Source organism: Microbulbifer maximicatervae (SeqCode) (assembly GCF_052467815.1).
On sequence record NZ_CP174326.1, the window covers coordinates 1,980,505 to 1,993,391 of the forward strand.

The window sequence follows — 12,887 nt, forward strand, 5'->3', positions numbered from 1 at the left end:
GTGGGCTTTTTTAGGGAAGTGTATACTGGTCCAGAATTGTGGATAGCTGTTGGTAACTGTTTTTGCCTGCTGTGGTACTGCCCGTGCCTTTATTCAGGGCCACTACGCCTCGGCTTACCGCCATAACCATCGCGGCGAGGGCGGCACAATCGACACCGGCTTGCAATTGGCCATCGTTAATAGCCTTCTGCATACGGGTTTCGATCCGGTTCAGCATATCATTGGTACCCTTGGCTACCAGGTCAGCGAGAAATCCTTCACTGGCACCCACCTCCATAGCTGCCATAGTAGCGATACAGCCTTCTGGAGTTTCAGAGCTCTCCATACCTGACTGAAGCATTTCCAGGAAGCCGCCCATGGCTGTGCGGAAGTCCGGGTGATTCAAGGTATCCATAGCATCGCAGGCGTATTGGGTGTGGAAATGTTCCAGACAGCGGCCATACAACCCTTCCTTGCTTTGGAAGGTGTTGTAGATACTGGATTTATTCAGTCCCATGGCCGATTCAAGATCCGACAAGGAAGTTGCTTTGTAGCCTTTTTCCCAGAAAACGCGCATGGCCTTGTCTAGTACTTGTGACTCATCGAACTGCTTGCGCCCACTCATTTATCGTTACCAAACCTCAAAAAAATGATAGTGACACATCAATCTGGGGTGGGCAAGACGAGAGCGGGAGAGTCTCGAAATTATAGGGGGAAAATAGGTTTTGGCATGAATAATCCAGCGGATTTGCCGGTTCATGAATAGGTGGTCAGATTATTTTGTACAAAGGCCTGGTGCTGACTAATGAGCCCCTTTTAAGTGGTTGCTCAAAGTCTCTGCTTCAAGTGACCAGCTCGTCTTAACCTTTGCTTGCTGTGACCCCGAGGTGGAGTCAGGGCTACCTGCTTGCGGTTCCTAAAAATAGATATTTAACCTATGATTTCGGCCGCGAATGAATAGAGATGGAATAGTAAATTATGGGTATTTTTGATAAAGCCAAGGAACTCGGTGAAAGGGTCAATGAGTCCGTAACCGCTTTTAGCAGTGATGAAGTAATAGCCAATACCGTTATCAAAGCGGTTGAGAAGCAGGAGAAGGTGAATGCCATTCTTAAAGCCAGGGGATGCAATTATCGTGTTGCGGACATCGATCTGGGGATGGGGATTCCACCAACGGTGACTTTTGGGGTGAGGCGAGTTGATGAGCTGGCAGAAAAAAAGGCTGATGAAAATGGTGTTATGACTACACCTGCGCCTGAAGAACCCGCCTTATAGTTACCGACTCTCTAAATGGTGGTTCCGGAAATTTTATAAAGCGATATTGGAATAAACATTATGAAAATAGTGCGTAGCAGAGATTTTACCGGTAGTAAGCCCTGGGAATCGCAACTTATCGCAAATATGAACGGGATTACCACTAAACTGCATTGGACTAATAAACCTTATATTTGGCATATCAATGATGGCCAGGAAGTCTTCGCTGTTCTCGATGGTCATGTAGAAATGTTTTACAAAGTGGCAGGTAGAACCGAATCGGAACTTCTTGGACCTGGTGATATATTCCACGCTTCTGAGGGCACGGAACATGTAGCTCATCCTGTTGGTGAGGCTCGCATTCTGGTTGTGGAATCTGAGGGAAGTGTCTAAGTTGGTTTTCCTTTCTTAGAAATTAATTAATGTGGTTATCTTATCGAGAGATAGTCATCAATTTGATGGTTTGGATAAGCATTTTGCAATGTTGATTTTGTAACAGTGGATCATGTCGGAATTTGTCGATTTACTGTCATTTTAATACCACTATTGGAGAGAGTAAGTCGTTAATATAAAAAGCTATTTAATCTTCCATATATAAAGCTTATACAGATTTTATGTAGTTATTTTCTGTTGGGATAACTTCCTTTGTGTAGGGAGGTTGAGCGAGAAATTAAGACTAATAAACTTCAAAAAATTATTTAGCGAACAAGGAGGGAACTGGGATGCTGGAGTTAAGGCCGAACTGTGAGAATTGCGATAAAGATCTACCGCCAAACTCGGAAGAGGCGATGATATGTACTTACGAATGTACTTTCTGCCAGCCCTGCGTCGAGACATTACTCAGTAACGTCTGCCCTAACTGTGGCGGTAATTTTTGCCCCCGCCCTATTCGACCCCAGGTTGCGCGGCGTAGCGGTGTGAGTATTAGCTATCAACCGGCCTCACAGAAGCGAGTCAATACTCGATTTAGTAAAGATGAAATCTGCTCGTTTACCGATAGCGTGAAAAATATCCCCCCCGCTGATCGCTAAAATAAAGTGACTGAAAGTTGCAGTTTGGTTTTCTGTTGCGAGGTTTATCGAGCTTATCTGGGTTATGTATGGGGTTATGCGGTTTCTTTATAGGGTGAGTTGTCCTCTGTAGTAAGCTTTGGGGCTGGCAATATTTTGTCTGACGCCTTAAGTTATATCGCCTTTTTTAGGGGGAAGTTAGAAGGATAACTATGACGAGTATCGTAGCGGATATCGGTGGGACCAACGCCCGATTTGCCATCGCCAAGCCTGTAGCAGAGGGTTATCAGCTGGAAGAACTCAAAGTCGTTGATTGCCAACGCTTCGAGGGATTTGATGTAGCATTACAGCACTGGCTCGATGGGTTAAACCAGCCGCGCCCGGAAAAGGCGTGTATTGCAGCAGCCGGTCCGCTGGAGATGACCCCAACTGGTGGAAAGGTTTATATGACTAATCTGGGCTGGACTATTGACGCCGGGGAGCTGGCACAAGAGTTTAGCTTTCCCCACCTAGAGCTGATTAATGATTTTGCCGCCTTGGCTCAGTCTTTGCCCCGTCTGGCCGAATCAGATTACCAGGTACTGCGTGATACTCCCCGGCAGGCAGGTGCCCCTATGGCGGTGCTAGGTCCCGGAACCGGCCTCGGTGTTGCCGGACTGGCTGAAGCCGATGGCCGATACCATGTGCTGGCGGGAGAGGGTGGGCATGCCAACCTGACAGTCTCCACTGAGCGTGAATTGCAGTTGCTGCAAATTCTGATGAAAACCCAGCTACCCGTTTTCAACGAATGGGTTTTGTCGGGCAATGGGCTGGTTAATCTCTATCGCGCAGTTTGCGAGCTGAACGGAGAGATTGCTGAGGACCTGACGCCCCCCGATATCAGCGCCCGTGGCCTTGAAGGTTCAGATCCGCTGTGCCGTGAAGCTCTGATAGATTTCCTCAATTTCCTCGGCAGTGCGGCCGGAGATGCGGCTTTGTATATGGGCGCTCGTGGTGGGGTATTCTTGGGCGGTGGTATACTGCCCAGGATCGCTGAACTGCTACCTGAGAGCGAGTTTGAGCAGCGTTTCCTGACGAAAGGGCGTGTCGCTCAATGGATGGAGGCCGTTCCGGTATACGCGTTGAACGCGGGTTATCAGGCCTTGATTGGCGCTGCAGTACAGCTTGAGGGGTAATTGCCTGGTACTTTTGTTGGGTTATGGCCTGACAAACGTGTATTAAATTACACCTGTGATTGATCTCACACTTTTTCCCGTCTCCTCCCCCCTCGGGGGAGGATGTTATGGATTAGGGGCCGCCCTAGGATGCAGGGTCTCAACATAACGATAAGTCCAGGGAGAAGATGATGAGTCTATCCAATAAAGGTAAAGGGGCGCTCAGACCCACTTTGCTATCTGCTGCCATCGCGGCCTCCGTGTCCACCTCGGTTGGGGCCTATGCGCAGGAGCAGGAAACACTGGAAGAAGTAACAGTTACCGGTATTCGCACCAGCGTTTTGGACTCCGTTGAAGCCAAGCGCGCCGCCGATGTTGTGGCCGATGTGGTAGATGCGGGCGCTCTGTCATCTCTTCCCGACCAATCAATCGCCGATGCCCTGGGCCGTCTGCCCGGCGTAACCACCGTGCGATCCAATGGTCAGTCCTCACAGCTAAATATCCGCGGTATGAACGGCGACTTCCTGCAGACCACCCTGAATGGTCGTGAGCAGGCCTCTACCAGTGGTTATACCGAAAGTACTCGCTGGATATCTTTTGACCAGTACCCAGCTGAGCTGATTAATCAGGCTGCGGTCTACAAGACTCCGAAAGCCTCTCATATCGAAGGTGGTGTAGCGGGCTCTGTAGAGCTGAAAACAGCCAATCCTCTCGACGCCGAGAAAGAACACAACTTTAATGCCAATGTGCGTATGTCGTTTAACGACGCAGCAGACGACGTCGGTGCCGACGAGTTCGGTGAGCGTGTCACCCTGTCGTACATGGGTAAATTTATGGATGACAAGGTGGGCGTCGCCCTGGGTTACTCCCACCTTGAGCAGCCGAATAGCTTCGTAAAGTCCCGCACGGGTGCAGACGCCCAGATTGGCTATGAGCAGGGTGTTGATTACGATGGCGATGGCAGCGCAGATGCCTTGCCGCGCGCATTCCAATGGCAGTCAGGTGATGGTACCGATACTCGTAATGGTTACCTGGCCAGTGTCGTTTTTGAGCCTACCGATGGTTTCAAGGCCCAGTTGGATTACTTTAAATCTGACTTTGAACGTGTGGATACTCGCCACGGCATTACGGTTGGTGGCCTGGCTAATACAGACATGTATACCCTTTCCGATACGGAAGTAAACGGCGGTGTGGTTACCGATGGTACGGTTAGTATTACCGAGCCAAAAACAGTTTACGATTCCAGCCCCTGGTTTGAATCCCGCTCTGAGGATCAATCCACCCAGGCGGACAGCGATAGTGTTGGCCTGAACTTGGAGTGGAATTTTGCTGACCGCCATACCCTGGCCGTTGACTACTCCTACAGTAAGGGCACCAAGACGCGCAAGGACCAAATTGTGTCCATGCACGCTTACGACCTGACCTACGATGACGATGGAAATTTAGAGACTTGGGAAGAAGCTGCTGGGCAGAGCTTTGCCTATTCCCTTAATGGTGACGGTATTCCCTCAGGCGTTTTCTCCGGTGTAGATTTCACCGATCTGGACACCATGCGTCTGTCTCGCTACGAAGAATACCCCCACGAGTACACCGATAAAGTTGAAGCCTTCAAACTAGATTACAAGTTCGACCTGGAGTGGCGAGCCATTGCCTCTATTGAGACTGGATTCCGTGTCTCTGAGCGCACTTTTGACTCTGAGCGAGGAGCCTTCCTTTACGGTAGCCGCGATGGCCAATTCAATGGCTACTGTGCGGATAACCTGTCCGACATCGACTGTGAGCCGCAACTGCTGGATGGCTATGTCAGTGTTGAATCCACTAATGGGATACCACAATTCGTAGTCAACGATATGGATGCCCTGGCTTCCAGTATTTTTGGTGCCGGTAATTACGAAGGTAAAAAGGTATTTAGCCAGGACTGGACTTTCGTTGAGTCCGGTGCTGTGAAAGAGGAAGTTTTTGCCTACTACCTGATGGCCAACATCGAAACCCAGTTGGGTAGTATTCCAGTAACTGGTAATTTCGGTGTACGGGTTGTTGAAACCGATGTGAAGTCCAGCGGTATCCAAAATGTGGGTGCTGGCAATGGTATCGAAATTACTGATGATGTGGGTGTAACATCAGATAGCTACGACTATGTTGAGTACGGCCCCGAATACACAGACACCCTGCCTTCCCTTAACTTGAACTTTGAGCTGACCGAGCAGGACTACATTCGCTTTGCAGCAGCTAAAGTTATGGGCCGTCCGCCGGTTGGGCAGCTGAAGGGGGGCGCAGGCTCCTGGAACAGTGTTAACAACGATGGCGCTACGGAGTACAACGTTTGGACCAAGGGGTCTCCCTACCTCGATCCTTTCCGTGCAAACCAGTTTGACTTGGCTTATGAGCACTATTTCGAAGATGGCGGCGCGGTAACTGCAGCCATTTTCTGGAAAGATATCGAAAGCCTGGTAGAAAAGCAGTATATCTACCTGGACAGCCAGGCAGATCGAACGGCGTTATTTGATTCCCTGGGTATTGAAATTCCAGTTGGCCTGGAAGCCGGTGCTTTCGAAACTTACGTGAATAACGACAAGGGCGGATATATTCGAGGCATTGAGCTTGCGGGTACTAAAACCTTTGATCAGCTGCCGGGTATTTGGGCTGGCCTGGGTATGACCGCCAGCTATTCATATACTGAGAGTGAAACCGAAGTGAGTGGCGGTAGCCTCTATGGTGAAAACCTGCCGTTGCCGGGCCTCTCTGAAAATGTCTGGAGCACTACAGTATTCTGGGATATCGGTAATTTCAGCTCCCACGTCAATGTTCGCTATCGGGATGAATTTATCCTGAATATGCCGGTACCAGGCAGCTCCACACCTGTGGAAGCGCAAGCCTATACTACTGTCGATGCACAGATATCCTACGCATTTGATAATGGTATCGATGTGATTCTCTCAGCGAACAATCTTACGGATGAGGCTGATGTGAAATCATACGGAGTAGATGGTGTCCTCGGTGAATACACTGAGTTTGGGCGTCAGTTCTACCTCGGCTTGAACTATAGCTACTAAGTATCGCTGATTCTTTCGGTGTAAAACTGAAGGTGTGATAAGAGACCGCCCGCTGAGCTACGCTTGCCGGGCGGTTTTTTTTGAAATATCAAATGGCCCGAAAATAAGTGCGGTGCCGAATTTTTGAGAGTCGCCATGAGCAATCAACGCAAAAAAATAATTATTCTTGGCGGGGGTACCGCTGGCTGGATAACTGCCAATCTGATGGCGACCCACTGGCAGGATAAAGGGTTTGAAATCACCTTGGTGGAATCACCGGATATCGGGATTATCGGTGTTGGGGAGGGATCAACTCCACCGCTAAAAGGTTTTATGGAGGCTATAGGAGTTAGCGAATCAGAGTGGATGCCTGCCTGTAACGCTACTTACAAAGTGGGAATTACCTTTAGGGATTGGTCGGTTAAGCCGGGCTTTACTGAGTATGTTCATCCTTTTGTTGGCCAGCCTGACCAATTTACTATCCCGGCATTTTTTCATAATAGTTACTTGCGCAGGAAAGGCGTTGACCTGGAGGGACATCCGGATCATTTCTTTCTGGCTACTGAGATGATACGGCAAAAATTATCTCCAGTCGCGCCGGAAAACTTCCCTTTTGAAATTGCCTATGGCTATCATTTTGATTCTGGTTTATTGGGCCAGTTCCTGCGTCGTGTTGCCGAAAAAAAAGGCGTTCGCTATAAGGTGGCGACAGTGGCTGGCGCCATGCTCGATGCACAGGGGAATATTGATCATCTGAAAACTACTGATGGTGAGGTTCTCAAAGCGGATCTGTATGTGGACAGTTCCGGCTTCCGTGGAAGTCTTATACAACAATCCCTGAAAGTTCCTTTCATTAGTAGCGCTGAGAGTCTGTTTAACGATTCTGCGGTTGTATTTGCTACAGATCAGGATAAAGAGTATGCACCGCATACTATTTCTACTGCGATGAAATATGGCTGGGCCTGGAAAATCCCCCTGACTAATCGCAATGGCAACGGCTATGTTTACAGCTCTCGCTTTGTCGACGATGACAAGGCAGAAACGGAATTTCGCGCTCACTTGGGGTTGTTGGACAGTGATGTCGAGGCGCGTAGATTAAAGTTCAAGGTGGGACGGGTTGCCCAACACTGGGCCAAGAACTGCCTGGCGGTGGGGCTCTCCCAAGGCTTTATTGAGCCTTTGGAGGCAACGGCGCTGGATATGGTTCAGGAAACCGTTGTGCGCTTTATTGAGGCCTACAACAATGGTGATCATACAGATAAGTATAGGGATGATTTTAATAATCGTATCAGTGCTCGTTTTGATGCAGTGCGGGACTATATCGTCTGTCACTACCGTATTAGTTCGAGAACTGATACGGATTATTGGATTGCCAATGGGACTAATGAAAAGATATCTCCCTCCCTGCGCTCAATCTTGATGTCCTGGATGGCAGGCAAGAATATTACTGATGAACTACTGAATCAAAAATTGGATGTCTATTTCCCGAATGTATCCTGGAATTGCCTGTTGACTGGCAAGGGGATTTACCCGGGACAGGAACAGTTGCGTCTAGGTAATGAGCTCGCACACAAATATAAACTGGACGAAATCAGGGATTTTAACCGCCGCTGTGCTCTGAACTTTATGCCGCACATGGATCAGTTAAATCAATTAAGGATGGGGTAGGAGGAAATCTGGAATAGTGCTCGGGTTATCTCTGAGCACTATTCCATTTTAATCAGATAGGGGAATAAATCGTCTTAATTTAACAAATGATTATTCATTGTCCTGAAATTCAATTTTTTCTGACTCTTTAATGCGAAGTGTGCGTTTTTCTCCGCGCTCTCCACGGATTTTCACACGATCTCCCGATTTCATACCTTTGAGCTTGGCCTCATCGGCATCCAGGAAAAAGTAGTGGCCAGTCTGCTCATCTTTCAGGGAAAACTTACGCTTGGATTTTCCTGTTTCAAAATCTTCAGAGATAATTTCTTCCAAGGTGCCAGTTACAATCTCCTCTGCTTGTACAAACAGGGAGAAGCTCAATGCAAACGCTATTAGAATGAACTTTTTCATAGTATTTATCCTACGGTAACGGATTTATAGTCTAATCACTGTAACTGACTAAGATAGTGGCCGACTGTTTGTCTGAGGCCATAGATTGAAACTCAATGGTTAAGCCAATATTTGAGTCGGTAAAGCTATCTCCTGGCTCCTTGAGTTCTGCTACATGGTTAAAGAGTCTATTATCGAGATAATGAACGGATACTGAATTTTCCGTATGAGACGATGGGTTCAGTATGTCATGGCCTACATGGTAGTTCACGTAGTAGTAGTCTTTCCCATTCTGACTACCCGCACTCTCAACTTTCAGCTGCTGGGGCAGATTTCCTGAGAGCTCTCCCGCAGTCAGCTCAATAGCTTCAATCTCCACCTCTTCTGTTCTGCCGGCGGTCTGGGTTACCGTTTGAGTATATTCGGGGAATAAATCATACCAGCCCATATACTCACGGTGACCACTGCCAAACAAGCGAGATCTCCAGGCATTCCCCATAAAGCTCCCGTCTGTTCCATATTCGCTTTCGCCACTATCGAAGGTATCCCCATCATTGTTGTCATCATTGCCAGCATGGCTCAGTCCAATATTGTGTCCAAGCTCGTGGCCCATAATCATCTGATCTGTATAGGCAGTAACGATGCTCCACCTTCCACCAACGGAAGCGACACCAGCCCCTACTAGCCCGGCACTCTTGGCCTCTGGAGGAAAAATGTAGACTCGGTGGCGCCAGTCGCTTAGGTCAATCGGATTGTTGTTGTCATCTACAAAATTGGCCTCAGCCCACTCGGTGGCATTATCCCGCCAAGTATATCCTCCATCGGTATACTCTCCACCCTGACTGGATCGGGCCGATGCATCATCAACACTTAAAGTGCCACCATTCTGGCTATCGGGAATATTGTAGCTGATGCAGTCAATGGAGCTGTCTTCATTACTATCTTCGCCATAACAGTAATGCCCCAGGGAATTGTCACTGATGAGATGACGGAGAAATTTTAGCTGTCCCAATGAATTCTTTAGATAGGTATTATCGAGGGAGTCCTCATCGTTAAATACCATATCTGCAATATCTGAGATGTCAGTAGTATCCGTCGGTGCTGCATCAGAGAAGTTCATAAAAATGAATACGATACTACTTTCGTCAGGCTCGATGGTGACAATAGAAAAAGTAACTGATTGGGTAGAGCCATCACTCAGTTGAAATGAAACGGTATCTTCTGTGGTCTCACCATTATTCAAATTATCTGCTGAGTCATTCAGGCTGTATTCCCAGTCCCCACTGCTGGATAACTCTAAATCACCGTATGAGCCGTTAATAGTTTCCTTGACGAACTCCGGTGTGTTGCCATCGACATCCTCTAAAAGGAATGTACCTGAAGCAAATTCCTTCCCTTCAACAATTAGGGTAGCCAGTGGGCTGGCGGGCTTAAAAGTGTAGGTGTCATCGTATCCAGTGATGGAAATGGATATGGTCGCTTCTGAGTTACTGAAGCCAATGCCAATACTGAACGTGTCGGTAGCTATTTCTGAGCCAGCAATGGGATCGGATAACTCACTGTCCAGAGTGTAGGTCCAGCTGCCATCGCTGGAGATTTCCAGTTCCCCGTAAGTTCCGTGAAAATTTCCAGACTCAAAGGTTTGATTGCTATTTGAGTTATCGATCAGTTGCCCTGAGACCGTGATCTCGTCATCTTCACTGACGCTGCCACTACCTCCGCTTATGCTAGAGGAACTGTCATTGTCAGAGTCGCTATTGCCATTGGAGCCTGAGTTATCACTATCAGAATCAGAGCTGCCATTATCGTTGCCAGAGTTAGATCCAGAATTATTGTCGCTGCCAACAGCAGTGTCTTCAGTACCGCTTTCATCGGAGCTTCCGCCGCCCCCACAAGCAGAAAGAAATACAGCTAAACTGATAGCTGTAAGCAACTTCAATGAATAAGTCATATCGCCTCGATAGATCCGTTATACCAAATATGATTGGTGCGGAGTATAAAGAGATGGTGATCATATTCTGTGATGGCTGGCTTGACTTTGACGTGGGCTTATTGCTGGGATAGGGCAGAACACCATCTGTCATATGATTCGATAAGGCTTATTTATACGGAAGATAAAATAGGGGAAAATTGGCGAATAATTATAGGCGATTTGTATTACTGAATATCAATTTTTTGAGCCTGTTGGCAAAATTAAGTTGATGGCGGTCAACTATTTGGTGTGAATAGTTGACCGCTCAAGAGTTATCACTCTTTAGATAGCTCACTTAGGAACTGTTTTAGATGTGTAACATTACAATCTTTTTTTCCAGTACAGTTTTCCAGTATTTGCTGTAGCTGTTGATCGTCGCTTTGCTCAGTAGCCAGTTTCAAATAATGTAGCATCTGGTTAATGTTCTGGTCGGCAGGCTCTCCCTGACTATAGGCTTCAGCAATTTTCAGTGATGCCATGCCATGCCCCCTTTTGGAAGCCTCATCGTAGAGTGACAGTGCCCGATCCAGATTGGCCTCTACACCAAGTCCCTGCTCATACATGCGAGCTTGATTAAAAAATCCATACTTTGAATTTTTGTTCGCTGCCTGCTCGAACCAATATAAGGCTTTGGAGTAGTTTTTTATATCGTTATTCTCGGAGTCCAAATATATGAGACCCAGCTTATTCATGGCAGAAGCTAATCCACTCTCTGCTGCTTGAGTATAATAATAAATTGCCTGTTCAAGGTCCTTGTATACTCCATTACCCGTTTCATAGAGTCCTGCCAGCCTTGCACTAGAATTGGCTGATCCCTCCTCAGCAGCAAGCCTATAGAGTTCTGCAGCACGAGCTGGGCTTTTTTCAACTCCATAGCCATGTTCGGCGGAGTAACCCATATTGGTAATACACTCCAGATTGCCGGCCCTTCCACAGAGTAAATACCAAGCATAGGCAATCTCAGGATTGGCGTCTGCAATAATGTCTTTGGAATTCAGTATTCCCATTTTTAATTGTGCAGGAAGGTGGTTGCGGAATGCCGCTGCTCGGTATTCCCTGATAGATTGACTGATATTAATTGGCTCGCCATGTACTCCGAATTGAGCGATACGGCCCCTTTCATAGAGTGCTGCTGGATTTCCTGCAACTGCGGCCTCATTGAGAAGTGCCATGCCCTCACTGATTTCTCTTTTCTCTTCCAATAGGTAGCTGGCATAAAAAAATTGCGCCGGGGAAAAGCCGCTATTGGAGGATTTTTGGATATGTTGCTCAAATTGATAATAGTTATTTTGCTCGAGATATCCTATGGCTTGGGTGAAGGAAGCCATTGGATAATTTTTGTTGGCGCTAGCCTGCAGGAGTTGTTTAGCACGGTTTTCGTTGATAGAGGCAAATTCTTCTGAAGCAAAGAGGGAATAGAGCTCGTACTCTGCCTGACCTTTTTTCAGGTGTTGTTCGGCACTGGATAGTAGTGAAATCGCGAGTTCTTCATCTTGCTCAATGCCCAGTCCCATATAGGCCATATAAGCGAGAAGAACTTTTGCCTCTTGCAGGCCCAAATCTGCAGCAGCAACAAATAATTGGGCACACTCGTTGATAGAAAATTTTTCAGTTTTTTCACTGAGGCACAGTCGTCCTAAACTGATGTTGGCAGAAATAGACCCCATAACTATGGCGTCAAGGTAGGCTTGCTCTGCTTGCGAGTACTGTCCCTCAGCATGGAATACAGTGCCTTCGGCGTGCCGAGCTGCGTAATCTGTAGAGGCTAGAACCTGAATTACATCCGTATAGAGCTGATCTGAAGTGCCGGCAAACGGGTACCGAATCGCGAGTAGGCGGTGTAGAAAACGGGCATTATCGAAGTAAATTTTGGATACTTGATTACCTCCGATTTCCCTCACGTTATATACGCGATAGATAGCATTGCGACTATTGGCAAACTCTATATAGCTATCGATAATTTCATAGCCGGATATGGTGAGCAGATCTTCTGCGTCTGCCCAGCTCGCTACTTCGAAAGCACTGTAGCCATATTCACCACTGCGTCCGGAAAGGATGCCCGTCGCAATAAATTCAAACAGGTTTTTGTGATAATTGGCGGCCTCCAGTTGCCCCACAGACTCATAGCATTCGGCGGCAGTGAGGTGGGGCATCAGGGACAGGATGTTGTTATTGACCACGGCCTTCCAATCCACTGCGTCACAGGCTTTTTGTCCAGACTCAATCGCAGCCATTTCTGATTGGTAGTGGTCTCTGGCAGCGATGTTATTCACTGGCTGCTGGGATTCCAGATATGCGAACCAGAAGTCCTCATAAGCGACTGTGTCCGGAGCGCTGGCTACCTGGTTGGTTAACAGCCGGATTTGGTTGTCGCCCGATTCGATCGTGGTTTGGCCGGCACAGGAGGCCAGTAAGTACATGATGGGAGCAAAGATTAGTTTTTTCATTA

Annotated in this window: 10 protein-coding genes; 6 read left to right on the forward strand and 4 right to left on the reverse strand. The window is 47.6% G+C overall.

Features of this window, described 5'->3' with window-relative positions; all coding sequences use genetic code 11:
- Positions 1-10: 10 nt before the first annotated feature.
- Entirely contained in the window at positions 11-604 is a 594-nt protein-coding gene (locus ACJJIW_RS08705; protein ID WP_444937120.1) for a TetR/AcrR family transcriptional regulator, read from the reverse strand.
- A 353-nt stretch (positions 605-957) separates the two neighbouring features.
- Between ACJJIW_RS08705 and ACJJIW_RS08710 the strand changes: the two genes are divergently transcribed.
- From ACJJIW_RS08710 to ACJJIW_RS08735, 6 genes are all read left to right on the forward strand, one after another.
- Positions 958-1,254, forward strand: coding sequence for a hypothetical protein (locus ACJJIW_RS08710; RefSeq protein WP_444937121.1), 297 nt, complete (start codon positions 958-960; stop codon positions 1,252-1,254).
- A 60-nt stretch (positions 1,255-1,314) separates the two neighbouring features.
- Positions 1,315-1,626, forward strand: a complete 312-nt coding sequence (locus ACJJIW_RS08715; protein WP_444911629.1) for a cupin domain-containing protein — start codon at positions 1,315-1,317, stop codon at positions 1,624-1,626.
- Positions 1,627-1,955: 329 nt separating this feature from the next.
- Positions 1,956-2,264 carry a DUF1272 domain-containing protein gene (locus ACJJIW_RS08720; RefSeq protein WP_444937122.1) on the forward strand — a complete coding sequence of 103 codons (309 nt, stop codon included), beginning with the start codon at positions 1,956-1,958 and terminating at the stop codon, positions 2,262-2,264.
- A gap of 191 nt (positions 2,265-2,455) precedes the next feature.
- Positions 2,456-3,418, forward strand: coding sequence for a glucokinase (glk, locus tag ACJJIW_RS08725; RefSeq protein ID WP_444937123.1), 963 nt, complete (start codon positions 2,456-2,458; stop codon positions 3,416-3,418).
- A gap of 170 nt (positions 3,419-3,588) precedes the next feature.
- Complete coding sequence (locus ACJJIW_RS08730; RefSeq protein ID WP_444937124.1) at positions 3,589-6,450, forward strand: TonB-dependent receptor; 2,862 nt, start codon at positions 3,589-3,591, stop codon at positions 6,448-6,450.
- 135 nt (positions 6,451-6,585) lie between these two features.
- Positions 6,586-8,097: a tryptophan halogenase family protein gene (locus ACJJIW_RS08735; protein ID WP_444937125.1), complete on the forward strand. Its 1,512-nt coding sequence runs from the start codon at positions 6,586-6,588 to the stop codon at positions 8,095-8,097.
- A 90-nt stretch (positions 8,098-8,187) separates the two neighbouring features.
- Here ACJJIW_RS08735 and ACJJIW_RS08740 read toward each other — a convergent pair whose 3' ends face one another.
- From ACJJIW_RS08740 to ACJJIW_RS08750, 3 genes are all read right to left on the reverse strand, one after another.
- The gene (locus ACJJIW_RS08740) at positions 8,188-8,487 is read right to left on the reverse strand and encodes a hypothetical protein (protein ID WP_282931055.1); all 300 of its coding nucleotides are present in this window, start codon (positions 8,485-8,487) and stop codon (positions 8,188-8,190) included.
- 31 nt (positions 8,488-8,518) lie between these two features.
- Positions 8,519-10,417, reverse strand: coding sequence for a VCBS domain-containing protein (locus ACJJIW_RS08745; RefSeq protein WP_444937126.1), 1,899 nt, complete (start codon positions 10,415-10,417; stop codon positions 8,519-8,521).
- Positions 10,418-10,713: 296 nt separating this feature from the next.
- Positions 10,714-12,885 carry a tetratricopeptide repeat protein gene (locus ACJJIW_RS08750; protein WP_444937127.1) on the reverse strand — a complete coding sequence of 724 codons (2,172 nt, stop codon included), beginning with the start codon at positions 12,883-12,885 and terminating at the stop codon, positions 10,714-10,716.
- Positions 12,886-12,887: the final 2 nt, after the last annotated feature.